23 protein-coding genes are annotated in these 23,157 nt (G+C 60.8%); 9 read left to right on the forward strand and 14 right to left on the reverse strand.

Annotated features, from left to right (window positions below; all coding sequences use genetic code 11):
- The first annotated feature begins 46 nt into the window (after positions 1-46).
- The gene (locus tag HH303_RS17905) at positions 47-2,035 is read left to right on the forward strand and encodes a hydantoinase/oxoprolinase family protein (protein ID WP_169626731.1); all 1,989 of its coding nucleotides are present in this window, start codon (positions 47-49) and stop codon (positions 2,033-2,035) included.
- 16 nt (positions 2,036-2,051) lie between these two features.
- Here the strand turns inward: HH303_RS17905 and HH303_RS17910 are convergent, their stop codons facing one another.
- Positions 2,052-2,675 carry a phenylacetic acid degradation protein PaaY gene (locus HH303_RS17910; RefSeq protein WP_169626732.1) on the reverse strand — a complete coding sequence of 208 codons (624 nt, stop codon included), beginning with the start codon at positions 2,673-2,675 and terminating at the stop codon, positions 2,052-2,054.
- A gap of 216 nt (positions 2,676-2,891) precedes the next feature.
- On the opposite strand from HH303_RS17910, the gene HH303_RS17915 reads away from it, so the two are divergent.
- Entirely contained in the window at positions 2,892-3,851 is a 960-nt protein-coding gene (locus HH303_RS17915; protein ID WP_169626733.1) for a ribonucleotide-diphosphate reductase subunit beta, read from the forward strand.
- A 172-nt stretch (positions 3,852-4,023) separates the two neighbouring features.
- Complete coding sequence (locus HH303_RS17920) at positions 4,024-4,449, forward strand: hypothetical protein (RefSeq protein ID WP_169626734.1); 426 nt, start codon at positions 4,024-4,026, stop codon at positions 4,447-4,449.
- Between the two features lie 15 nt (positions 4,450-4,464).
- Here the strand turns inward: HH303_RS17920 and HH303_RS17925 are convergent, their stop codons facing one another.
- Positions 4,465-5,121 carry an MBL fold metallo-hydrolase gene (locus HH303_RS17925; protein WP_319637457.1) on the reverse strand — a complete coding sequence of 219 codons (657 nt, stop codon included), beginning with the start codon at positions 5,119-5,121 and terminating at the stop codon, positions 4,465-4,467.
- Between the two features lie 3 nt (positions 5,122-5,124).
- Entirely contained in the window at positions 5,125-6,108 is a 984-nt protein-coding gene (gene ppk2 / locus HH303_RS17930; protein WP_169626735.1) for a polyphosphate kinase 2, read from the reverse strand.
- Between the two features lie 164 nt (positions 6,109-6,272).
- Between ppk2 and HH303_RS17935 the strand changes: the two genes are divergently transcribed.
- From HH303_RS17935 to HH303_RS17945, 3 genes are all read left to right on the forward strand, one after another.
- The gene (locus HH303_RS17935) at positions 6,273-6,761 is read left to right on the forward strand and encodes a GNAT family N-acetyltransferase (RefSeq protein ID WP_169626736.1); all 489 of its coding nucleotides are present in this window, start codon (positions 6,273-6,275) and stop codon (positions 6,759-6,761) included.
- Positions 6,762-6,764: 3 nt separating this feature from the next.
- Positions 6,765-7,460, forward strand: coding sequence for a rhomboid family intramembrane serine protease (locus HH303_RS17940; RefSeq protein WP_169626737.1), 696 nt, complete (start codon positions 6,765-6,767; stop codon positions 7,458-7,460).
- A gap of 70 nt (positions 7,461-7,530) precedes the next feature.
- Positions 7,531-8,109, forward strand: coding sequence for a nitroreductase family protein (locus HH303_RS17945; RefSeq protein WP_169626738.1), 579 nt, complete (start codon positions 7,531-7,533; stop codon positions 8,107-8,109).
- A 37-nt stretch (positions 8,110-8,146) separates the two neighbouring features.
- Here HH303_RS17945 and HH303_RS17950 read toward each other — a convergent pair whose 3' ends face one another.
- The 5 genes from HH303_RS17950 to HH303_RS17970 form a co-directional block, all read right to left on the reverse strand.
- Entirely contained in the window at positions 8,147-8,983 is an 837-nt protein-coding gene (locus tag HH303_RS17950; protein WP_169626739.1) for a CheR family methyltransferase, read from the reverse strand.
- Positions 8,980-10,125, reverse strand: a complete 1,146-nt coding sequence (locus tag HH303_RS17955) for a protein-glutamate methylesterase/protein-glutamine glutaminase (RefSeq protein WP_169626740.1) — start codon at positions 10,123-10,125, stop codon at positions 8,980-8,982. The genes HH303_RS17950 and HH303_RS17955 overlap by 4 nt, the downstream gene beginning before the upstream one ends.
- Positions 10,125-10,490, reverse strand: a complete 366-nt coding sequence (locus HH303_RS17960) for a response regulator (RefSeq protein WP_169626741.1) — start codon at positions 10,488-10,490, stop codon at positions 10,125-10,127. The genes HH303_RS17955 and HH303_RS17960 overlap by 1 nt, the downstream gene beginning before the upstream one ends.
- 202 nt (positions 10,491-10,692) lie before the next feature.
- Entirely contained in the window at positions 10,693-13,485 is a 2,793-nt protein-coding gene (locus HH303_RS17965; protein WP_169626742.1) for a hybrid sensor histidine kinase/response regulator, read from the reverse strand.
- Positions 13,486-13,588: 103 nt separating this feature from the next.
- Positions 13,589-14,248 carry a histidine phosphotransferase family protein gene (locus tag HH303_RS17970; protein WP_169626743.1) on the reverse strand — a complete coding sequence of 220 codons (660 nt, stop codon included), beginning with the start codon at positions 14,246-14,248 and terminating at the stop codon, positions 13,589-13,591.
- 191 nt (positions 14,249-14,439) lie between these two features.
- On the opposite strand from HH303_RS17970, the gene HH303_RS17975 reads away from it, so the two are divergent.
- The 3 genes from HH303_RS17975 (at position 14,440) to HH303_RS17985 (ending at position 16,773) form a co-directional block, all read left to right on the forward strand.
- Positions 14,440-14,640 carry a DUF3553 domain-containing protein gene (locus HH303_RS17975; RefSeq protein ID WP_169626744.1) on the forward strand — a complete coding sequence of 67 codons (201 nt, stop codon included), beginning with the start codon at positions 14,440-14,442 and terminating at the stop codon, positions 14,638-14,640.
- 133 nt (positions 14,641-14,773) lie between these two features.
- Positions 14,774-15,715 carry a M14 family metallopeptidase gene (locus HH303_RS17980; protein WP_169626745.1) on the forward strand — a complete coding sequence of 314 codons (942 nt, stop codon included), beginning with the start codon at positions 14,774-14,776 and terminating at the stop codon, positions 15,713-15,715.
- Positions 15,712-16,773: an AbrB family transcriptional regulator gene (locus HH303_RS17985; RefSeq protein ID WP_169626746.1), complete on the forward strand. Its 1,062-nt coding sequence runs from the start codon at positions 15,712-15,714 to the stop codon at positions 16,771-16,773. Before HH303_RS17980 ends, HH303_RS17985 begins: the two co-directional genes overlap by 4 nt.
- On the opposite strand, the gene HH303_RS17990 is transcribed toward HH303_RS17985, so the two are convergent.
- From HH303_RS17990 to HH303_RS18015, 6 genes are all read right to left on the reverse strand, one after another.
- Positions 16,756-18,753: an NADPH-dependent 2,4-dienoyl-CoA reductase gene (locus HH303_RS17990; protein WP_169626747.1), complete on the reverse strand. Its 1,998-nt coding sequence runs from the start codon at positions 18,751-18,753 to the stop codon at positions 16,756-16,758. The two genes, HH303_RS17985 and HH303_RS17990, sit on opposite strands and share 18 nt — an antisense overlap.
- On the reverse strand, positions 18,746-19,195 hold the full coding sequence (locus HH303_RS17995) for a MaoC family dehydratase (RefSeq protein WP_169626748.1): 450 nt from the start codon (positions 19,193-19,195) through the stop codon (positions 18,746-18,748). The genes HH303_RS17990 and HH303_RS17995 overlap by 8 nt, the downstream gene beginning before the upstream one ends.
- Positions 19,192-20,181, reverse strand: coding sequence for an MBL fold metallo-hydrolase (locus HH303_RS18000; RefSeq protein WP_169626749.1), 990 nt, complete (start codon positions 20,179-20,181; stop codon positions 19,192-19,194). Before HH303_RS18000 ends, HH303_RS17995 begins: the two co-directional genes overlap by 4 nt.
- Before the next feature lie 99 nt (positions 20,182-20,280).
- The gene (locus HH303_RS18005; RefSeq protein ID WP_319637458.1) at positions 20,281-21,084 is read right to left on the reverse strand and encodes an alpha/beta fold hydrolase; all 804 of its coding nucleotides are present in this window, start codon (positions 21,082-21,084) and stop codon (positions 20,281-20,283) included.
- Positions 21,081-22,640 (reverse strand): benzoate-CoA ligase family protein, encoded by a 1,560-nt coding sequence (locus HH303_RS18010; RefSeq protein ID WP_169626750.1) that lies wholly within the window; start codon positions 22,638-22,640, stop codon positions 21,081-21,083. Before HH303_RS18010 ends, HH303_RS18005 begins: the two co-directional genes overlap by 4 nt.
- A 45-nt stretch (positions 22,641-22,685) precedes the next feature.
- A complete protein-coding gene (locus tag HH303_RS18015) occupies positions 22,686-23,156 on the reverse strand; it encodes a 4-hydroxylaminobenzoate lyase (RefSeq protein ID WP_169626751.1) in 471 nt (156 codons plus the stop codon).
- Position 23,157 lies beyond the last annotated feature (1 nt).

A 23,157-nucleotide genomic window follows, 5' to 3' on the forward strand; every position in this document is an offset into this window, starting at 1 on the left:
AATGTCATGAGGCATTGGGATCGTTGGGATTTGGAAGAGCAAAAACATGGCCTTGTTGATGGGAATCGACACCGGGGGCACCTATACGGATGCCGTCATTTTCGACGATGAAACGCGGGAAGTCATATCGTCCGCCAAGGCGCTGACATCCAAGCACGATCTGTCGATCTGTGTGTCCGAAGCGACTGCCGCCGCCCTGGCGGATATCGATCCGTCCAAGGTCGCCCTGGTATCCCTGTCGACGACGCTGGCCACCAATGCGCTGGTCGAACAGCATGGTTTCCCGGTCGGCCTGATCCTAATCGGTCAGGACGACAAGGCCTTGGATCGCGCCGGACTGCGCCAAGCCCTGGGCAGCGATCCGGTTCTGTTTCTGGACGGCGGGCATGGCACCGACGGGCTGGAGCGCGCGCCCCTGAACCTGGACGCCGCACAAGCCGATATCGAGGCCCTGACCGGAAAGGTATCCGCCGTTGCCGTCTGCGGATATTTCGGCACCAGGAACCCGTCCCACGAAATCGCCGTGCGCGACGCGGTGCGCCGCCTGACCGACCTTCCCGTCACCTGCGCGCATGAAATGGCATCCGCTCTCGATGCGCCGCGCCGGGCGCTGACCGCGCTGTTAAACGCGCGCCTGATCTCCCTGATCCAACAATTGATCCGGGCCGTGTCCGCCATGCTGGACCAGAGCGGCATCGACGCACCCCTGATGGTGGTGAAGGGCGACGGCTCCCTGATCGCCGCCGATACCGCCCTGACGAGGCCCGTGGAAACGATCCTCAGCGGCCCGGCCGCCAGCGTCATCGGCGCGCAGTTCCTGTGCAACCGGCCGGATTGCGTTATTTCCGATATCGGCGGGACGACGACGGATATCGCCGTGCTGAAGGACGGTAAGCCGGTCCTGGCGGATGACGGGGCCGTCGTCGGCGGCTACCGCACGATGGTCGAGGCGATCGCCGTTCACACGATCGGCCTGGGCGGCGACAGCGAGATCGGCCTGGATGACGAAAAGCAATTGCGCGTCGGTCCCCGCCGCATGGTCCCGGTCAGCCTTCTCGCCCGCGACAATCCCGGTATCGTCGATATATTGAAAACCCAATTGGACCGCGCTTGGCCGAAGCCGATCGACGGACGGTTCGCCGTGAAGCTGCGCGATTTGAAGGCCGGTACGCTCAGCCGGGGCGAACAGCGTATATGGGACATGCTGCAGGACGGGCCGAAATCTTTGGAAGCCCTGCTGGCCGCCCGTGCGCCGGAACAGCCTCTCTTGCGGCTCGTCGACCGGGGACTGGTCATCCTGTCCGGTTTCACCCCGTCCGATGCCGCGCATGTCCTCGGCTTGCAGGACTCTTGGAATACCGAAGCGGCAAAACTGTCCGCCGGCCTGCATGCCCGCACGGAACGCAGACCGGGCATTCCGCTGGCGGCGAATGGAGACGACCTGGCGCGCAAGGTTATCGACCGCCTGACCGTGCAATCCTGCATGGCGATGGTGGAGGCCGTCATCCCCGACGCACCGGGCCGCAGCGCCCGCCGCTTCATGACGGAAGCCTTCGCCCATCGATCGGATCAGGAAGACGCGGACTCGCTGGTCGGTTTCGAAGTCCGCCTGCACCGTCCCCTGATCGGGATCGGCGCCCCGGCGCAAACCTATTATCCGGAAATCGCCAAACGCCTACACACCGACTTCGACGTGCCGCGATTTGCGGAAGTATGCAACGCCGTCGGCGCCGTCGCGGGCGGCGTCAGTCAGCGGGTGCACATCCTCATCACCTCCCCCGCGGAAGGTCTATTCCGCGTTCACGCCCTGGAAGGGGTGGAGGATTTCCGTTTCCTGGAGGATGCCGCCGCCCGCGCCACGGATATCGCGACAACGGAGGCGGAACGCCGCGCGCTGGAAGCGGGCGCCAGCGAAATCCGTACCGAAACAAACCGCGACGACCGGGTCGCGACCGTCGCGGGATCCTTCGACGTCTTCATCGAAAGCCGCATCACCGCGACCGCCTTCGGTCGCCCGATGCTCGCTGTCCGATAGAAAACGGCTACCGCGATTACGTTGCTTTTTTAACGAATAGCGGGACTGAAGCGCCGGCGTCCAATTTCGGGCGATCCGCTTCCTCTTCCGTTAGGGGGTCGCATTCCTGGAAACTTGCATGAGACCGAATGACCAGACGCTGGTAATCGCGGGTCCCCTCTTCCTTCCAGGCGACTTCCTGATCCGTCAGCGCCCGTAGTATCTTGGCGGGTGTCCCGGCCGCCAGCATCCGATCCGGCACTTCAAATCCCGCCTTCACGAAGGCCATGGCGGCAACCATCGCGCTGTCGCCGATCACCGCCCCGTCCATAACCACGGAATTCATGCCGACCAGTGCGTTCCGCTTCACGCGACAGCCGTGCAGGATCGCGCCATGGCCGATATGCCCGTCCACTTCGATCACGCAATCCATTCCCGGAAAGGCATGCATGATGCAGTTGTCCTGAAGGTTCGACCCTTCTTCCATGATGACCCGGCCGAAATCGCCACGCATGGACGCGCCGGGACCGACGTAACAGTTCGGCCCGACCACCGCGTCGCCGATTAGCACCGCCGTCGGATGGACGAAGGCCGTCGGATGGATGATCGGTCGCACGCCCTCAATGGAATAGGTTTTCGGCTTCAGTCGGTCATCCGACATTCAGGTTCCTCCCTTTGCATTTTTGGCCTTTGCATTTTTGGCAGAGTCCACGATACCACGCCGCCTGACAAGAACGGTCGTTTGCCCTATGATGAATGGCGGTCGGAAAAAGATCGAATGCCATACAATATCTAGATTTCGATCTTGCCACAGACACCACATCTATTATCATGTGCGGTCGGTCGATAATAATCCCTCAACGCCAATAGGTTCCCGATGTCCCTCCTCGACGCCAGCCCAGTCTACAAGCCGTTCAACTATCCTTGGGCCTATGAAGCCTGGCTTACGCAGCAGCGAATCCATTGGCTGCCGGAGGAAGTTCCTCTCGCCGACGACGTGAAGGATTGGCACAAAACGCTGACCAAACCGGAACGCAATCTGCTGACCCAGATTTTCCGTTTCTTCACCCAGGCGGATGTCGAGGTGAACAACTGCTACATGCGGCATTACTCGCGCGTGTTCCAGCCGACCGAAGTCCAGATGATGCTGGCCGCCTTTTCAAACATGGAAACCATCCATGTCGCGGCCTATAGCCACCTTCTCGATACGATCGGCATGCCGGAAATCGAATATACGGCCTTCCTCCAATACAAGGAGATGAAGGACAAATACGATTACATGCAGGTATGGGGTGTCGATACGAAGGAAGACATCGCGAAAACCTTGGCGGTCTTCGGGGCCTTCACGGAAGGGCTGCAGCTCTTCGCCAGCTTCGCGATGTTGATGAACTTCCCGCGCCACAACAAGATGAAGGGAATGGGCCAGATCGTCAGTTGGTCCGTGCGCGATGAATCGCTGCACACGGCCTCCATTATCCGCCTGTTCAAGGCCTTCGTCGCGGAAAACCCGGAAGTCTGGACCGAAGAGTTCCAGCGCGATCTGTACAAGGCCTGCGACACGATCGTCAGCCACGAAGATTCGTTTATCGACCTTGCCTTCGAACTCGGCCCCATCGACGGCCTCTCCGCGGAGGAAGTGAAGACCTATATCCGTTACATCGCCGACCGCCGTCTGACGCAACTGGGCCTCCAGCCGATGTACCATTCCGAGAAGAATCCGCTACGCTGGATGGACGAGATGCTGAACGGCGTCGAACACGCCAATTTCTTCGAAAACCGTGCAACGGAATATTCGAAAGCCTCCACCCAGGGATCCTGGGATGAGGCATTTGATTAAAATACTAGATAACTTTTAGAAAACTCGCTAGCATATCCCGGTCAGACGCTGGTTTGACCGCGGCCCGTCCTTCTGGAATGCCTAGTCCCTCCTTCAGGGGGTCGTGGCCGCGCAACCGGCGGCGCGTCCGACTTGCGATCGGTGCGCCGTCGAAGCGTGCTGGGTGGGGAATGTGAAAAGTTTCGATATTAAGACGACGCGGTCGACCGTTGGCGAAACACGGTCCCGGCAACCATCCGCGGAAGACACATCATCCACCGCAGAAGAATTATCCGCGCTGGCGAAGGTCAAGGTCGGCGGCGAGGCTGGCTCGCAACGCTTCAGGTCCAGTTCCATCCGATTTGAAATGGACGGAAAGACGCTGGAAATCTTCGATATTTCGGCCAGCGGCATATGCTTAAGAGACCTGCCCACGTGGATCGAGGAAGGTCAGGCATTGAGCTTCGCCCTGCTGCTGGTCAGCGAGGAAGGCATTCGCCGCATTTCCCTGTCGGGTATGGTCCATCATCGGGATGGGGCCGACGTCGTCGTCACCTACCCCGCCCCGTTCGAAAACTGGGAAAAGTTCCTGCGCGAATTCATCGCGCGTAATATGTAGGACGGCCCGCTGCCGCTACGCGTGGGAAAGCGCGTGGTCCGATACGAAGGGATTCGACTGCCGCTCCTGCCCGAAGGTCGATAGCGGGCCATGCCCCGGCACGAAGACCGTCTCGTCGCCCAAGGGCCAGAGCTTTTCGACAATGGACCGAACCAGGGTCGGGCCGTCCCCTTTCGGGAAATCCGTGCGGCCGATCGATCCCTGGAACAGAACATCGCCGACCCAGGCTATTCCATCTTCGGCATCGTGAAAGACGACATGTCCCGGCGTATGCCCCGGACAGTGATAGACCGCCATCTCGCAATCGCCGACGGTCACCGTGTCGCCCTCGTCCAGCCAACGGTCCGGCGTGAACGCCTTCCCTTCCGGAAAGCCGTATTTCGCACAATCGTCGGGCAAGCGGTCGATCCAGAAGGCGTCGTCCTTATGCGGTCCTTCCAGGGGCACGCCCAGACGGTCGGCCAGGACTCGCGCGGCGCTGCAATGGTCCAAATGACCATGGGTCAGCAGGACCTTTTCAATGATCACCCCTTGCTGTTGGGCGGCGTCCAGGATGCGGTCAATTTCCCCACCCGGATCGACGACAGCCCCTTTTTTCGTATCTTCGCACCAGATAACGGAACAGTTCTGCTGGAACGGGGTAACGGGAACGATAACGGCCTTGATGGTCACGGGTTACTCCTCCTCCGGCATTTCCAATGCCTCGCCGAAAATATGTTCGTGCCGCCCGATCAGATGGCTCGCCGGCCCGACGATACGGGGGTCGGGCACGCCGACCAGATCGCGGTCCTTCCCGTCGTAAGGCAGGTGATGCAGGAAATGCGTCATGCATTCGATCCGCGCCCGCTTCTTATCGTTGGACTTCACCACCGTCCAGGGGGCGTCCGCCGTATCCGTATAGAAGAACATGGCTTCCTTCGCCTCCGTATAGGCGTCCCATTTGTCGACGGCCAGCTTGTCGATGGCGGACAGCTTCCATTGCTTCAGCGGGTCGGTTTCGCGTGCGTCGAAACGTTTGTGCTGTTCGTCGCGCGTAACGGAAAACCAATATTTGAACAGCAGAATGCCGCTGTTCACCAACATGCGTTCCAGCAGCGGTGTTTGACGCATGAATTCCAGATATTCCATTGGGGTACAGAACCCCATCACCCGCTCGACGCCGGCACGGTTGTACCAGGACCGATCAAAGAACACCATTTCCCCCGCCGTCGGCAGGTGATCGATATAGCGCTGGAAATACCATTGGCCGCGTTCCCGCTCATTTGGGCGGTCCAGGGCGACGACCCGTGCGCCGCGCGGATTCAGGTGTTCCATGAACCGCTTGATGGTGCCGCCCTTCCCCGCCGCGTCGCGGCCTTCGAACAGGACGACGATGCGCTGGCCCGTTTCCTTGGTCCATCGCTGCACCTTCAGCAATTCGACCTGCAGTGCTTCCTTGCGTTCTTCATAGGCGCTATCGGACAGCTTTTTCTTATAGGGGAAATCCGGACTGCGGAAGCTTTCGACCGCCGCCTCATGATCGCCCGTGCCGCTGCCGTGGAAGGCGGTTTCATGGCGCATAGCCTCCGCATCCGCCGTCGAATCCGGCCCATGCGGTCCAGGCGTGGGAATGGAGTCGAGGGTCCGCCGTTCCTTGGATTTCACCCATCGTTTGGTCATGCGCCGTTATGCCCTTCGAATGCCGTCATGTTCAGTATAGTGCCGAACACCATACGCGGATTTTCGGCCATGAGCCTGACCTTGCCAAGGGCCTTACCAAGCGCCCTTTCGTTTTCACGGACCGGCGGATAAGCTACCGCGCATTCAATGGAAACAGGCATCCGATGACACAGTGGAGCATCCGCGCCGCGACCGTTCAAGACGCCGCGACACTCGCCGATTTGGCCGCCGCGCTGAATGCGCATTTCGGCATGGAAAACGCGGCGACGCTGAACGGCGCCTCGCTGGCGGCCGTCATGCAGGGCGATGACCCGTTGGTTTATGGCTATCTGGGTGAAAGCGATGGCATGCCCGTGGCCTATGCCCTGTGTCAGAAGTTCTTCGATACCGATACCGGCACCATGGCGACATGGCTGCTCGACCTCTATGTCGACCCCGCGCATCGGTCCGGGGGATTGGGACGGCAGTTGCTGGCGCGGGTCGCGGCGGACGCGGCACGCAAGGGGCAACGCTGCATCGGTCTTGCCGTCTATACCGACAATCCCGCGCGACGCTTGTACGACCGGATCGGGGCGGCCCTACCAACCGACGCGCTGGTCTATGAATTGCGCGACGAGAAGCTGGACAAACTGGCCCGGGAAGCCCAGCTATAGGCCATGCAGCATCCCTTCGGTACACACCAACCACGTCGCAATCCGCCTGCCTTCAACGCGCCGGGCATCGTCCTGCAAATCATCGTGGTGACGGTGCTGATGCATGTCTTTCGGCTGGTCGCGCCGGAAGCATGGGTCGATCCCGTTCTGACCTATCTGGTCTTCAATCCCGGCGACCTGCATTTTTTCGGCGACTATCCGGTGGAAATTTCGGCACGATGGGTCGGCTACGCCCTCGTGCACGGGTCTTGGCTGCATCTGATGGTGAACTGCGCCTTCCTGCTCGCCTTCGGCACGCCGATCGCCCGGCAGATACCGAAGCTCAGTTTCCTGGCGCTCTATGCCCTGGGCGCGGCAGGCGGAGCATTGGCGGTTCTGATCGTCTATCCGGGGGCGGACCTTTACCTGATCGGGGCGTCCGGCGGTGTTTCCGCCCTGGTCGGCGCCCTATCGCGCATGGTCTTCCTGCGTCGGGGCCAGGAATACGTGCCGCCGCCATTCAACAACCGGCGCGCGGGCGTGATCTTCATCCTGGTCTTTTTCGGGGTCAATCTGCTGTTCGAATTTCTGCCCGGGCCGGGCGGATTGACGGTCTCCGGTGAAAGTCATCTGGGTGGGTTCGTCGCGGGCTTCCTCCTGTCCCTGTTGCTGCCCTGGCGACATCGGCAACGGGATCCGCATCACGGCCATGGACTGTGACCTCCGGACTTGACGTCCGGCATGTGCCGACTAATTCGATTTGCGAACGATTCTTAAAGAGGATATTTCCATGAGTGACTCCCGCCAATTGATCGACCTTATTGCCGCCCGCCGTTCCGTGAAGGCGGATATGTTGGTGGAGCCCGCGCCGAGCGACGCGCAACTGACCGACCTGCTGCAAGCGGCGATGAGCGCCCCCGATCACGGCGCGATCCGGCCCTGGCGATTCAAGGTCATTCGCGGCGACGCGCGGCACAAACTGTCGGACCTGTTTGAAGAAGCCCTGCGCAAGCGGGAACCGGAGGTCGCGGATGACGTCGTCGCGGCGATGCGCGGCAAGCCCCTGCGATCCCCCCTGATCGTCGCCGCCGTGGCGGAAGTCATGGAAAACCACCCGAAGGTGCCGGTGGAAGAACAGGTGGTCGCCGCCGCCTGCGCGACGCAGAACCTGTTGCTCGCCGCCCATGCCGCCGGTTGGGGCGCGATCCTGCTGACCGGCTGGCCGGCCTTCGACGCGACGGTGAAGCAAGGTCTAGGCCTTGCCGCGAAGGACAGCATCATCGGCTTCGTCTATATGGGAACACCGACGGAAGCGCCGCGCGACATGAAGCGCCCGGACGCCCGAAATTATATCGAAGACTGGCGGTAAGTACCTAAGCCGACGCGGCGGTTCCAAAGACCGGCAATCAGGCGACCTTGATCGCCGGGGTACCGTCCGCATGCTGATACATGCCGCGGAAGTTCGGCACGGGCTTGAATTTTTCCGTCACGCCCAAAACCGTTTCCGCCCCGCCGAGGTAGAGCACGCCGTCCTTCGCCAATATCTCGGAAATCTGTCCCAGCACCTTCGCCTTTGTCGGCTGATCGAAATAGATCAACACGTTGCGGCAGAAGACGATATCGAAGGTCCCGAGCCCCCGCGGACTTTCCAGCAGATTGAACGGGCGGTAATCGACCATGGACCGCAGGCCAGCGTCGATATGCCATTTCTCGCCGTTCTGCTTGAAATACTTCACCAGCATCTGGATCGGCAGACCGCGCTGAACCTCGAACTGTGTATAAATCCCGGCCCGCGCCTTCGCCAACATTTCTTCCGAAATGTCGGTGGCCACAATCTCAAACCGCCAGCCCGCCAGCTTCGCCTGATTTTCCTTGAGAATCATGGAGAGGGAATAGGGTTCCTGACCACTGGAACAGGCCGCACTCCAAATCCGTATTTTCTTGGTCGAGGCGCGGTTGATCATCAACTGCGGCAGCAGCACGTCGCGGAACTGATCGAACGGTTTCGAATCCCGGAAGAACAGGGACTCGTTCGTCGTCATCGCCTCCGTGATATCGGCAATCAGCTTCGCGTCCTTTTTCAAACGCACATTGTCGCACAACTGGTCCAGATCCTTCAGCCCGTGCTTACGGGCAACCGGCATCAGGCGGGTTTCCAGAAGGTACGACTTGTCCTTCGTCAGCACGAGGCCGGAACGCTGCTTCAGCAGCGCGCTGAGCATGTCGAAGTCTTCTATCCTCATGGCCGGGCTCCATCGACCGCAAACCGGCGGATCGCAGCACCGATTTTATCTAACGGAATAACAGCGCCGCAAACGCCGGCCATGGCAACAGCCCCCGGCATTCCCCACACGACGCTGGACGCTTCATCCTGCGCGAGGACCTGGGCCCCCGCATCGACACACACTTTCGCCCCCTTAGCGCCGTCCGATCCCATCCCGGTCAGGATACTGATCAACAGACGTGGGCCATAAACCGCGGACAGGCTTCGCAACATCGGGTCCACCGCCGGACGGCAGAAGTTTTCCTGCGGCCCGTCGGACAGTTGGATTGTCACGCGCCCACCGGACGACTTGATCAGCATGTGCCGGTCGCCGGGCGCGAGGTAGATCTTGCGCGGCTCCACCACCATTCCATCGGCACCTTCCTGGCAGGGGCGCCCCGTGGCGCGGCTCAAATGTTCCGCCAGGATGGTCGTGAAGGTCGGCGGCATATGTTGCGTGATGAAGATCGGCTGATCCACCGGCCCCAAATCCTTCAAGACCTTCAACAACGCCTGCGGCCCACCGGTCGAGCTGCCGATCGCCAGGGCATCGGGTTTGAACGCCTTAAGCGGGCGCAGCGTAAATTCCTTGGGGCGCGGCGCGGGCGCGGCCGTCAGTGTGGACGAGGCCGCCGTCGCGGTCGCCTTCGGTCGCCCGACGCGCCGTTTCGCAACACGGCCCAGACTGCGCACCTTGTCGACGAGTTCTCGTTTGAAATCGTCGGCGGAGCGCAACTCCCCGGACGACGACGGTTTGGCAACGTAATCCGCCGCGCCGAGTTCCAGCGCCTTCAGGGAAATTTCCGCGTTGCGCTTCGTCAGTGTCGAGGCCATCACGACCTGAATATGCGGATATTCGGCGACGATCTTGGGCAGTGCCTCGATCCCGTCCATCACCGGCATTTCGATGTCCAGCACCACCACATCCACATCGGTGCGCTTCAGCATGGACAGCGCCCGCGCGCCGTCCCCTGCAGAAGCGACAACCGCGAAATCAGGGCTTTCCTGGAGGATACGGCTCAACATGCCCCGAATGACCAAGGCGTCGTCCACGATCATCACGCGGATAGGATCATCCGCTGACGCGCCTGTAGACGCCGCAGTGGCGCGCAGTTCGCTCATTAAAGAAGTCCTACCTGTTCGAACTTCGATTGTACGATCTCGCTGTCGAACGGTTTCATGATGTATTCGTCGGCGCCGGCGGCAATCGCTTCCTGGATATGCGACAGATCGTTTTCCGTCGTGCAGAAAACGACTTTGGTCGTCCCGCCATTGGGCAGCTTGCGCAACTGTTTCAGGAATTCCAAGCCGTCCATGACCGGCATGTTCCAATCCAACAATATTCCGTCGGGAATGGACTTCTGGCAGAGATCCAGGGCTTCCTTCCCGTCCTCAGCCTCGCGTACTTCAAATCCGAGTTCTTCAAGAATTTTCCGGGCCACCATACGAATGACACGGGAATCGTCGACCACAATGCAGGACTTCATTGCCTTACCCCTAAACTTGGACCGGCGGTCCGCTCTCTCCGCTTCGTTTCGATTGTTGGAAACGACAAGCCTGACCGAGCAAAAGTGAGTCTAGTCGCCGATCGGGACTGCCGCAACATTACATTACCGCAGTGGCATCACGATCGTATGACAGAGGCAACCGGGACGCAGCCGCTCGACCACGCCCCGGTGAAAGGCCGCTTTAGGCGTCCTTTAAGTAGCTTTCGCCCAGCATTTCCGACAAGGCCTGAAGCAGGCCTTCGCGATCCTGTTTCGCGACATAATCGGAGAAACCGACCTGATGGCCCTTGTCGAGGTCCGCCTGGGTCGTGTGCGAAGACATCGCGACGATCGGCAGCGACGCCCAACGCCCCCCGGCCCGCAACTCCTGAACCAGATCGAAACCGCTTTTGCCCGGCATTTCGATATCCGACACGATCCCGTCGAATTCCGCACCGCGCTCATGCAGTTGCAAGGCGGCTTCGGCGCTGTCGACGGAGGTCACGGAATACCCCGCAACGGACAGCATCGGCGTCAGCAGGTTGCGGAAAAAGGCACTGTCGTCGACCAGCAGAATGCGCTTCTTCCGGGCGGTGGCATCTTCCAGAACGCCATTGCCCTGATCGTGGCCGAACCAATCCGGGAAGGCGATGGTCAGGAAATGTGCCGTATCGATGATTTCGGTGGCCTTGCCATTAACAATGGCGCTGCCGACGAAGCCCGGCTTATCCGCACCGTGTTCCACGGTCAGTCGGTCTTCCACGATGTCGAGGATTTCATCCACGACCAAGCCCATGGAGCGCGAGCGGTCGGAGAAGACCAGCGTCGGCTTCTTGCCCGTTTCCGGGAAGGTTTCCGTCGGATTGATAGGCACCAGCGGCATCAACGTGCCGCGATACTGCACCATCGCACGACCGTTGGAATACTCGACCTTGTCGAAATCGATTTCCTCCAGACGGGCAACGAGGCCCAGAGGCACCGCCTTCGGCTGATGGCCATGGGCGCGGAACAGCAAGAGCGCGACGCGTTCCTGGCTACCGGCAAGGCGGGCATCCGCATGTTCCACGGCCTGCTGATCGGCGACCTGCATTTCGCCGGTCGACTGGGCGATACCGTTCGGATCCAGGATCATGATGACGCTCCCGTCGCCCAGGATCGTGTTCCCGGCGAAGATCGGGATATGACGCAGCAGCGACGATACCGGCTTTACGACGATTTCTTCGGCGTCGTAGATCTTGTCCACAATAATGCCGAACGTGTATTGGCCGACCTGACTGACGACGATAAAGGCCTCGTCCAGATCGGTCATGTCTTCCGCGCCGTCCACATCCAACAGCTTGCGCAGGTTCACGAGCGGCAGCAGGCGGTTGCGCAAACGCAGGACCGGCGTGCCATGGATCATTTCGATCTTGTGTTCGGCATCGGCTGACGCACGGACAAGTTCGACGACGCTGATTTGCGGAATGGCGAAACGTTCCGCGCCGCATTCCACGATCAGGGCCGACACGATGGCCAGGGTCAGCGGAATCTTGATCGTGAACGTCGTACCGCGCCCTTCGACGGAGGTCAGTTCGACCGTCCCACCGATCTTGTCGATATTGCTTTTCACGACGTCCATGCCGACGCCTCGACCGGAAACCGACGTCACCTGCGCCGCCGTCGAGAAACCGGCCGCGAAGATGAATTGCTGGATTTGATGTTCATTCATCGCATCCAGTTCGGATTCGGTGGCCAGACCGTTGGACAGCGCCTTGGCGCGAATCTTGTCCGCCGCCAACCCCTTACCGTCGTCGGAAATCTGGATCAGGATGTGACCACCTTCGTGATAGGCGTTCAGCGTGATCGTTCCGGTTTCCGGCTTGCCCGACGCCGCGCGCTCCTCCGGCTGCTCGATACCGTGATCGGCGGAATTGCGGACCATATGGGTCAGCGGATCCTTGATGATCTCCAGAACCTGACGGTCCAGTTCGGTTTCCGCCCCGATCATCTGCAGATCGATTTTCTTGTGCAGTTCCAGCGACAGGTCGCGGACGATACGCGGCAGTTTCGCCCAGGCATTGCCGATCGGCTGCATCCGGGTCTTCATGACCCCTTCCTGCAATTCCGACGTCACATGCGACAGGCGTTGCAACGGCGCATTGAATTCGCTGTCGCCCTGGGAACGGAGAATCTGAAGCAACTGGTTCCGGGTCAGAACCAGTTCGGAGACCATGGTCATCAGGTTTTCGAGGAGATCGACATTGACGCGGATTGTCTGAATGACGCCGGCGCCTTCCTTCTTCTCGACCGCAACTTCACCATTATCGCCCTTGGCGGCGGTGGGCGCGGTTTCCTTCGCCTTCACAGGCAGGCTTGACTTGGCCGGTTCCGGCGCGGGTTCGTCCGCCGCCTTGGTCCCGGCCAGAGGGTCACCGGGCCCTTTGTAAACGGCATTGTCGAAGGCCGCCTGAAGTTCCGGGGAATCCTCGGCGACTTCTTCGGAATTCATCATGGCTTCGAATGCCGCCGATCCCGTTGCCGCCTTCGGAGCCGGTTCCGGCGCGGGTTCAGGTTCGGGTTCCGGTTCGGCGGCGGCAACCGGTTCGGCCGCCGCGTCGGCATCTTCGCCCGGAACCTTTCCGGTTTCCGCAAGGTGGTTCAAGCGGCTAATCAGGTCGGTGTCGTCACCTTCCGGTTCCGCCTCGGTCTGTTCCAAACCGTTGAGGATGAGCTTGATCTGGTCCAGGGATTCGAGAACCAGCGACACCGCGCCGGCGGTTACTTCCAACTCGCCGTCGCGAATTCGACCCAGAACGTTCTCTGACGCATGCGCCACAGCTTCCAGGCGCGGCAGACCGAGGAACCCACAGGTGCCCTTGATCGTGTGAACCAATCGAAAGATGTTCGACAGGATCGCCTGATCGTTGGGATTCTGCTCGAGCTTGATGAGTTCGGTGTCGAGCGTTTCCATGCTCTCCGCCGTTTCCGTCAAAAACTCGCTTAACAGATCGTCCATAACGTTCCTCCAGTTACGCCCAGGTGCGCAAAATCGCAGTCATTGCGTCAGCTTACCCCAGTATCAGTGAATATAGGTAGCCTGTAAAAAGTTAAGAAAAGTTTTAGGTCCGCGCGAATTCGACCGTAAATTCAATCCGTCCTTCAATGGCCGCCCATGACAATGTCCATCCACCGTCCGCCGCGATGACGCCGGCAAGCAGGGCATGGGCATGCCGGGCCTCGAATTGCGGGTCGCCGTCCTGGGGCTCGGCGGAACTGCAAAAGGTTAGCGCCGCCACAATTTCCGGGGACAGCGTCGCCCCTGCCCCTTCGGCGGAAACCCGACAGGAATCGTCATCCGTATCCACCTTCACCAAGCCGCCGCGCGGCAAGACATCGATCCCCAATTCACTGAGGACCAATGCCAAACGACCGGCACCGTCCGGCAGGGACGGCAGGATCGGCGGCAACGGCCACGACAATTCGTGCTTCGTCGCGCCTTGAAAGAACTCGGCTGCCGCCGCCTTCAACTGGAATACGTTGCTGACGCTGCGACCCGCCCGACCATAGGCTAGACGATAGAAGCGCAGCCGAGCCCCGGCCTGGCGCGTGCTTTCCCGCACAAGGCCCATGACGTCTTCGCCCGCATCGGCTCCCAGTTCTTCCAGAAGCTCGAAACCGTTGGAAATCGCGCCGATCGGACCGACCAGTTCATGCGCCATGCGAGACGCGACTAGATCCGAAACCAGCGAAAGACGGGCGGCGTCGGTGTTCGAAGTCATGTCGGTTCGCCCTCGGTCAGCCGTTGTTGCCACAATTCGAAATGCATCTGGTGCAAAAACCAGAATCACCGGACAGTTTCTTGGCCTTGATGAGGCCAAGATACAAGTATGGACATGCGCCGTCACTGTTAAGGGCGCTGTTGGGGAGTGCGTCCGAAGCCTGGGTCAACGTGACAGAAAAGGGTCGCGCCATGAATTTTCGCCCTTCCCAAGAACAAGGACTGGTTCCCGGCGCTTTCGTCCGGAATCCGGATGCCCCGGACTGGGGGATCGGGCAGGTACAGTCCAGTATCGGCAACCGGGTTACCGTCAATTTCGAGGAATGCGGTAAGCAGGTCATCGACATATCGGTCGTCGGCCTGGTTTCGGCGAAAGCCGATTTGGATCACTGACACCAACCTAAGCTGCAGACCTCAGCCGCCGATCTAACCGACGACCGGCCTTCACAAATGCTGGGACACGCTGTCTGACTTTGCGTTGCTGTCTCGACTGGAATTTCAGCGGGCCTTCTCTAAAATAACCAGCATGCAATCCGCGTCCTCGTTTCAGGTAGATATCTCCCCTCCCAAGATAGACGGCTTTGCCGACGGCACTGCCGGGATACCCTATATCCATCTGTTGGACTCGGGCCGTCCCGGCCCGACGGCGATGATTTCGGCTGTCGTCCATGGCAACGAGTTGTGCGGCGCCATCGTCGCGGCGGAACTACTGTCATCCGGTTTCCACCCCGCCTGCGGTCGCCTGTTCGTTGCCTTTATGAATGTCGCGGCGTTCAAGAGCTTCGATCCGGACCACCCGGATCAGTCGCGCTATCAGGATGAGGATTTCAACCGAGTCTGGGATACGGATCGTCTGGACGGCCCCGCCACCACGCGGGAGGTACGCCGGGCACAGGAAGTGCGCCCCATCGTCGAACAGGTCGACTATCTGCTGGACCTGCATTCGACCAGCAGCTTTTCCCCGCCCATGATGTTATCCGGTTTGGACTCGCGTGCCGTGGAGTTTGCCCGTGCCCTGGGTACGGACCACGCGATCATCTGCGATGCGGGGCACAAGGCCGGGCGTCGGATGCGGGATTTCGACAGGTTCCGGCCGGAAACCGGTGCGGGTATCTCCCTTCTGGTCGAGTGCGGCCAGCATTGGCAGACAGGCACGGTAACCGTCGCGCGAGACGTAACGGACCGATTCCTGCGCCTGTTGGATATGAGGGACGGCCCTACCCCCACCGCGAACCCGGACCAAACCGTCCTGACGGTGACGGACGCAGTGACTGTTATGCATTCCGGGCTCCGCTTCGTAGAAAGCTTCAACGGATTGGAATGCATTCCAAAAAAAGGAACGCCGATCGCGCTGGACGGTCCGAACACTATCGAAACGCCCTATGACAACTGCTACCTCGTCATGCCGACACGCCATGCCTTGCCGGGGCAAACCGCCGTTCGTTTTGCCCGAAAGGCGGGCATATGACGATCGACAAGACGCTTCTGACCAAGACGCTGTTCGCGCTCGGCATCGGCGGGATCGGCGGGCTTATCGCCAATTGGCTGACCATGCCGCTGCCCTGGATGCTCGGCCCCATGGTCGTTTGCACGATCGCGTCCCTGCTGAAACTCCCCGTTAACGGCCCGAACAAAATCCGGCCTGCGATGATCACCATCCTGGGTGTCATGTTGGGCAGCGGGTTTTCCCCGGACATGTTGCAACGCGCCGGGGAATGGACGATCAGCCTTGCCTTGCTGGCCGCTTATGTCGGGTTGGGCGGCGCATTGTGTTACCCGTATTTCCGCAAGATTGCGGGCTATGATCGGCCCACCGCCTATTTCGCGGCCATGCCGGGCGGGTTGAACGAAATGATGGTGATCGGCCACGAAATGGGCGGTGACGATCGCCGTATCGTGCTGACCCATGCCAGCCGCGTCCTGCTGACGGTGCTGTGCATTCCGATCTTCTTCCGGCTGACGATGCATATCGACATGGCCGACCGTTCGCGTTTCGGTGTCGCCCTGACAGATGTGTCGCTGCAGGACTACCTGCTGCTGACCAGTTGCATCCTGGGCTATCCGGCGGCGAAGTACCTGCGCATCCCCGCGCCGATGCTGGTCGGCCCGATGCTGGCGAGCGCGGCCCTGCACCTGTCCGGCACCACCGCCACCCAGCCGCCGATCGTTATCGTCAGTCTGGCGCAATGGGTTATGGGCACCGTCATCGGTTGCCGCTTCGCCGGTATCGCGCGACGCGAGGTTCTGCGCACCATTGCCATGAGTGTCGGGTCGACGGCGATCCTGTTGGGTCTGACCGCTGTATTCGCCGTCTTCGTATCCTGGCTGGCCGGTATCCCGGTGATCAGCGTCGTGCTTGCCTATGCACCCGGCGGTCTTGCGGAAATGAGCCTTGTCGCCCTGGCGCTGGGGACGGATGTCGCCTTTGTCGCGACCCATCACATTGTGCGCATCGTCTATGTCATAATCGCCGCGCCGATGGCCTATCGGGCGTGGATGAAACGCCTGTCAAAGACGGGCGGCTAGCGCCACCCCTTCGGCGATGGCGCGCTTCGCGTCCACTTCTGTCGCGAGTTTTGCCCCACCGATGACATGGACTTCCTGCCCGGCCGCCAACAAAGGTTCCGACAGATCCGTCAGGGATTCCTGCCCCGCACATAGAACGATGCTGTCGCAGGGAATTACCCGGCGATCGCCGTTCAACAGAACCGTCAATCCGGCATCGTCAATCTTCTCGTAGATCGCATCGGGGATCATCTCGACCTTGGATTTCAGCAAGGCAAGCCGATGGACCCAGCCGGTCGTCCGTCCCGGCCCGATGCCCATCTTGCCGGACCGCCGCTGTACCAACGTAACCTGACGCACCGGCGGCGGCGTTTCGGCAGGACGGTCCACACCCCAGAAACTGCAAAACGCCTCTACCTCGTGATAGGCATCGCTGTCGCCTTCCGTCAGGAAGACCGACACATCGATGCCGATACCGCCCGCGCCGATCACCGCGACGCGCCCGCCCGCCTTCCGCGCGCCGGACAAAAGGTCCGCATAGGTCATGACGATGGGATGATCCACGCCGTCTATATCCGGTACGCGCGGCACGACACCGCTGGCCAGCACGACCGCATCGAAGTCTTTCAGCGCGTCCGGCGTCGCCCGTGTATTCAGCCGTAAATCGATGCCGAGTTCGTCGATCCGATGGGTGAAATAGCGCAGGGTCTCCAGAAATTCCTGCTTCCCCGGCACCGCGCTGGCCAGGGAAAACTGGCCGCCGATATGGGACTGCGCCTCGAACAGCGTCACCTGATGCCCGCGATCCGCCAAAACCTCCGCGCAGGACAAACCAGCCGGGCCGGCGCCGACCACCGCGATGGATTTCGGCGCGTCCGTCTTGGTCCAGGTCCGAAGGGTTTCGTGGCAAGCGCGCGGATTGACGAGGCAGCTACAGGTCTCGCCCAGGAAATAATGGTCCAGGCAGGCCTGATTGCAGGCGATGCAGGTATTGATCGCCTGCGGTCGACCCGCCGCCGCCTTTTCCGCGAAACGGGAATCCGCGAGCAACGGCCGCGCCATGCTGACCATGTCCGCCTGGCCGGTGGCGACGATTTCCTCCGCGATTTCCGGCGTGTTGATCCGGTTGACCGCCACGATGGGAATCGATGTCAGGGCCGGTTTCACGCGCGCGGTGGCCCAGGCAAAGGCGCCACGCGGCACGGCCTGCGCGATGGTCGGGACGCGGGCTTCATGCCAGCCGATGCCGGAATTGACGATATCGGCGCCCGCCGCCTCGACACGGCGTGCGAGTTCCAGGACTTCCTCCAGGGGGCTGCCGCCTTCCACGATATCCAAGACCGACAAGCGGTACATGATGATGAAGTCCGGACCCGCCGCCTTCCGCACCGCCTCAATCACAGAAATCGGCAGGCGGCAGCGATTGTCGAAAGACCCGCCCCAACGGTCGGTGCGGTGATTGGTACAGGGGGCCGTGAACTCGTTGATCAGGTAACCTTCGGACCCCATGATCTCGACACCGTCATACCCGGCATCTCGCGCTAGAACGGAACATCGGGCGAAATCCTCGATGGTCGCCTCGATTTCCGCGTCGGTCAGTTCACGCGGCGTCTGTTTGTTGATCGGGGACCGAATGGGCGACGGCGCGACGCTGTCTGCGTGATAACTGTAGCGTCCGGCATGCAGCAACTGCAGGAGGATCGCACCGCCATTAGCATGGACGGCAGCCGGAATAGGCTTATGCGCCCGGGCGATGGCGTCGGTATCGAAGCTGGCGGCGTGGGCATTCAATCGCCCCGCCGCATTCACCGAAAATCCCCCGGTCACGATCAGCGGACAGCCGCCCGCCGCGCGTTCCCCGTAAAAGGCGGCGAGCCGTTCTTCGCCGCCCTCCATCTCCTCCAGCCCCGTATGCATGGAGCCCATGACCAGCCTATTCGGCAGGGTCCGTTTTCCGACGCGGATCGGGGTGAAGAGATTGGGAAAGATCGTATCAGCCATTGCGCGCCTTGATCATGGTCATGGATGACATGGTCAGAACGGTTTCGCCGTCCTGATTTCGGACGTCCCAGGCGAGATGCAGGATGCCGCGGTCCGGCTTGGACTTGGAAACGCGGGCTTCCGCGACCGTAATGTGCGGGGTCAGGCTGTCGCCCGGCCGCACCGGCTTTACCCAGCGGATTTCATCCATGCCCGGCCCGGCGAGCGAGGTTTCCACGAAATAGCCCATGCGCAGAAAGCTGGCGAAACTGGCCGCGACGGTTTGGAAGCCGCTGGCGATCAACCCGCTGAACGGACCGTTTTCGGCATAATCCCGGTCAATATGAATGCCCTGCGGATCGTATTCCTGTGCGAAACCGATGATATAGTCTTCATCAAATGAAATCGACGGGGCGACAATCACCTCGCCGACCGTGTAATCTTCGATATAGCGTCCGCTCATTCCGCATCCCGTATCCGATAGAGAACCTTACCGCCCTCGCGCAGCCGATCGATTTTCCCGAGCGTCACCAAATGCGCAAGATGCGCAATGCTCTCGCCCAGGGCGAACATGACATGTTCGTCTTCGATGGCGCGGGGGAAAATGGTCGGCAGTAGCTGCCAGGCATCGCGCGCCTGACCATCCGCCATGGCATCGATCAGCACGGCCAGACGGTCGGCGTGATGCCGCTGCAAATCCGCCAGACGCGGATGCAGGCCATAGAACGGCAGCTTATGGGACGGCAGGACCAGCGTGTCTTCCGGCAGATGTTCCCCGATCTCGTCCAGGCTTTTCAGGTAATCGGACAACGGTTCCTGCCCATCCATGAACCAATGGACGGAAATGTTCGGCGTGATCTTCGGCAGGACCTGATCGCCTGGGATGAAAACCCGAAGCGACGGACAATACAGCCCGGTCAATTCCTCCGTATGGCCTTCCATCATCATGATGGTCCAGTCGCGGCCCCCGATGGAAAGCGTATCGCCGTCGCGCAGGCGCTGAAACGTGTCCGGCGGCGTGCCCAGGCGGTTGCGGTATTCGTTGCCGACGGTATGCAGACGATGGCGCAAGTCCTGCGGGACACCGTTCCGGTCATAGAACCGGTCCTGATCGGCCGCGAAGCGGTCATCGGAGAGCCGGGCCAGCAAGGTGCCCAGCAGCCATTCCTTTTCCGACATCAAGACCGGGATATCGTATTCCCGTTCCAGCCACCCGGCCTGACCGAAATGGTCAGGGTGATGATGCGTACAGATCAAACGGCCCGGCTTCCGCGACGCAGCGACACCGCTGAAGAGCTGCCGCCACAGATCGCAGGTTTCATCATGGCCGTAGCCCGTATCGACGACGACCCATTCGTCGCCGTCCGCAAGGAGCCATAGATTGATATGGTCCAGCGAGATCGGCATCGCCATGCGGACCCAGAACACACCGTCCGCGACTTCTATCATCTCCCCCGGTCCCGGCGGTTCGGGCCAAGGAAATTCAATCTCTGCCGGTTTCATCGACGGGAATGACATAGTGGACCTTTCTGACCGGCGTGCATGCGCCTAACCGGAAATATCCGGTCTTTCCATGAAGCCGCGTATGAAATTCAGCACGTTTTCCGTCTGATCCCGATGCGGCGAATGACGGCATGCGGGCAGGATACAGCCCTCGACCTCTCCGGCAACCTGCGATGTGATCGCCTCAACCTGGGCCTGGGTGCCGTATTCGTCGTCTTCGCCTTGGATGACCATCGCCGGACAGGTGATTCTGTGCAGGTATTCCTCGATATTCCAGTGCCGGAAACTGGGGGCCAACCATGCTTGGTTCCACAGCCAGAAGGTCGATTCCGGGTCGTCATGATAGCGGCCCAGCTTGTCCTTCAGATCGGTGGTTTCGAATGCCGTCTTCGCCTGTTCGATGGATGCGACGCAGACATCTTCGTTGAAGACATGCGCCGCCAGGGTGATCACCCCCGCGACGGGACGCCCGGCCCCACCGGCATGGATCAGGGCGATGGACCCGCCGTCGGAATGGCCCAGCAGCACAGGCTTGTCGATGCCCAGCGTGTCCAGCAATTCCGGCAGGACCTCCAACGCCTCGCGATGCATATAGCGATCGCCGACCGGGTGCGTCGTGCAGGGCGTCGACTTGCCATAGCCATAGCGGGAATAGACCAGCACCTCCGCGCCGGTTGCGTCCGCGACCTGGGCCGGGAAATCGCGCCACATGGAAACGGAGCCCAGCCCTTCATGCAGCATGACGATCGTCGGCAGGCCCGGCGTGCTCGCGGCGTAACGCTCACATTCCAGTCGGTGCGCGTTCGGCGCCTGCCCGACGGTTGCGAAGAAACGATCCGGTTCGATCACTCGAACCCGTCCCGCAGTTTGAACCGCTGAATCTTACCCGTCGCCGTTTTCGGCAGGTCGTCCATGAATTCGATCCAACGCGGATATTTGTAGGACGCCAACGCCTGCTTCACGAAGGCCTTGATCTCATCCGCCAGGGCCGCGTCGCCGGTGATTTCCTGTCGGGTCACGACGAAGGCCTTGGGTTTGATCAGACCGTCATGGTCGGCATGACCGACCACGGCGACTTCCAGCACGGATTCGTGTTTCAGAATGGCGCTTTCGACCTCGACCGGGGACACATAGATACCGCCGACCTTCAGCATATCGTCGGACCGACCCGCATGCGCGTACACGCCGCGTTCGTCGCGGGTGTATTTGTCGCCCGTGCGCGTCCAATACCCCTGGAACGTCTCGCGGCTTTTCTCGCGCTGGTTCCAATAAAACATGGCGGAGGTCGGGCCCTTCACTTCCAGCATGCCGATCTGACCAGCCTCTTCGATCACCGTGCCGTCGTCGTCGACAAGCCGCAATTCATAGCCGTCCACCGGCAACCCGGACGCGCCCGGCGTGATATCGTCGATCCGGTTGCTAAGGAAGATATGCAGCATTTCCGTGGAGCCGAGGCCGTCCAGAATCCGAACGCCCGTCACATCCGTGAAGCGCCGCGCCAGTTCGGACGGCAAGGCTTCCCCGGCAGAGGTCGCGATACGAACCGAATGCTCTCCCTTCTTCGGCAGTGCCCCGGAGGCAAGCAACATGCCGTACAGCGTCGGCACGCCATAGAATATCGTCGGTTTCTGTTCTTTCAAAATCTGGCACACGGCATCGGCCGTCGGCGGTCCTTCCAGCAGGACGGACGTCGCCCCGACAGACATGGGGAAGGTCAATCCATTCCCCAATCCATAGGCGAAGAACAGCTTCGCGGCGGAAAAGCCGATGTCGTCTTCGTTGATTTCCAGGATCGGCTTCGCATACAGGTCCGCCGTATCGATCAGGTGCGTTTGCAGATGCACCGCGCCTTTCGGCTTGCCGGTCGTACCCGACGTATACAGCCAGAAGCACATATCGTCCGGGCGTGTGGGCGCTGTTTGGAAGTCTTCGGACTGACCCGCGACGAAATCGGACAGAAGCGTAAACCCGTGTCCGTCCTTACCCGATACCAGCACCGTTTCCAGGAAGGGATGGTTTTTGATATGCGGTAGGAAGGACGGCAGCAGCGCTTCCGATACAACCAGCACCCGCGCGCGGCTGTCTTCCAGCATGAAGTCGTAGTCTTCCGCCGTCAGGCGCGTATTGACCGGAATCGGCACGGCGCCATAGCGGATGGCGCCCAGGAAACAGACCGGAAAGTCGATCGTATCCAGAAGACAGAGCAGCAGGCGCTCCTCCATCCGAACCCCGGCACTGGCCAACGCGCTGGCGAATTTCTTCGTTTCGCGGTCCAGATCACCGTAGCTATGGCTGCCATTCGTGTCGATGAAGGCCGGTTTGTCGCCACGGCCCGCCGCGAGGTTCCGACCGATCAGGTCTTCCGCGGCATTATACAGGTCACCACCGGCTGAGTGTCCGGCCATCCCATCTTCCTCCCAAAGTAACTGAACCGCGCGACGTTTTTATTGTTATTTGGTGCGCGTGAATTCGATTGCGCCGTTCGGCAAGAGATACAGAACGATCGCCTTACCGCCGCTGACGGTCGGATAATGCGCCGTTCCCGGTTCGTAGACGAGCCAGCCGAGGCCGCGCCCGTCGAACTCCGCCCCGTCCTCTTCCGGCAGGATCAGATCGATCTCCCCCGTCGGATGGGCGTGGTGGGGTCCGCGGCAATCGTCCATCAGGACGACGTCGACGGAAAAATTGGCGGTTTCCTCGGACGGCTTGATCGGCCGACCGAACTTGATTCCGCCATGTTCGTTTTGACAGAGCCAGCCGTCCTTGATCCCGGCGCGGCACGCCTCGCCGATCCTGGACACCATATCGCCGTTACCGGGATAGGTCTCGTTCAGGAAGGCATCCAGATCGGCATTGAGGGGACGGTTTCCGATTGTGCCGGAAACCTCCACCATCATCGCTTTGAAATCCTCAAGCGTCATG

The sequence above is a fragment of the Pacificispira spongiicola genome (assembly GCF_012926505.1).
In the GTDB taxonomy this organism is placed as follows: Bacteria; Pseudomonadota; Alphaproteobacteria; order UBA8366; family Aestuariispiraceae; genus Pacificispira; species Pacificispira spongiicola.

Coding starts and splice junctions, on each gene's coding strand:
- HH303_RS17905 (WP_169626731.1), top strand. CDS start 47: ATGGCCTTGTTGATGGGAATCGACACCGGGGGCACCTATACGGATGCC.
- HH303_RS17910 (WP_169626732.1), bottom strand. CDS start 2,675: ATGTCGGATGACCGACTGAAGCCGAAAACCTATTCCATTGAGGGCGTG.
- HH303_RS17915 (WP_169626733.1), top strand. CDS start 2,892: ATGTCCCTCCTCGACGCCAGCCCAGTCTACAAGCCGTTCAACTATCCT.
- ppk2 (WP_169626735.1), bottom strand. CDS start 6,108: ATGACCAAACGATGGGTGAAATCCAAGGAACGGCGGACCCTCGACTCC.
- HH303_RS17935 (WP_169626736.1), top strand. CDS start 6,273: ATGACACAGTGGAGCATCCGCGCCGCGACCGTTCAAGACGCCGCGACA.
- HH303_RS17940 (WP_169626737.1), top strand. CDS start 6,765: ATGCAGCATCCCTTCGGTACACACCAACCACGTCGCAATCCGCCTGCC.
- HH303_RS17945 (WP_169626738.1), top strand. CDS start 7,531: ATGAGTGACTCCCGCCAATTGATCGACCTTATTGCCGCCCGCCGTTCC.
- HH303_RS17950 (WP_169626739.1), bottom strand. CDS start 8,983: ATGAGGATAGAAGACTTCGACATGCTCAGCGCGCTGCTGAAGCAGCGT.
- HH303_RS17955 (WP_169626740.1), bottom strand. CDS start 10,125: ATGAGCGAACTGCGCGCCACTGCGGCGTCTACAGGCGCGTCAGCGGAT.
- HH303_RS17960 (WP_169626741.1), bottom strand. CDS start 10,490: ATGAAGTCCTGCATTGTGGTCGACGATTCCCGTGTCATTCGTATGGTG.
- HH303_RS17965 (WP_169626742.1), bottom strand. CDS start 13,485: ATGGACGATCTGTTAAGCGAGTTTTTGACGGAAACGGCGGAGAGCATG.
- HH303_RS17970 (WP_169626743.1), bottom strand. CDS start 14,248: ATGACTTCGAACACCGACGCCGCCCGTCTTTCGCTGGTTTCGGATCTA.
- HH303_RS17975 (WP_169626744.1), top strand. CDS start 14,440: ATGAATTTTCGCCCTTCCCAAGAACAAGGACTGGTTCCCGGCGCTTTC.
- HH303_RS17980 (WP_169626745.1), top strand. CDS start 14,774: ATGCAATCCGCGTCCTCGTTTCAGGTAGATATCTCCCCTCCCAAGATA.
- HH303_RS17985 (WP_169626746.1), top strand. CDS start 15,712: ATGACGATCGACAAGACGCTTCTGACCAAGACGCTGTTCGCGCTCGGC.
- HH303_RS17990 (WP_169626747.1), bottom strand. CDS start 18,753: ATGGCTGATACGATCTTTCCCAATCTCTTCACCCCGATCCGCGTCGGA.
- HH303_RS17995 (WP_169626748.1), bottom strand. CDS start 19,195: ATGAGCGGACGCTATATCGAAGATTACACGGTCGGCGAGGTGATTGTC.
- HH303_RS18000 (WP_169626749.1), bottom strand. CDS start 20,181: ATGATAGAAGTCGCGGACGGTGTGTTCTGGGTCCGCATGGCGATGCCG.
- HH303_RS18010 (WP_169626750.1), bottom strand. CDS start 22,640: ATGGCCGGACACTCAGCCGGTGGTGACCTGTATAATGCCGCGGAAGAC.
- HH303_RS18015 (WP_169626751.1), bottom strand. CDS start 23,156: ATGACGCTTGAGGATTTCAAAGCGATGATGGTGGAGGTTTCCGGCACA.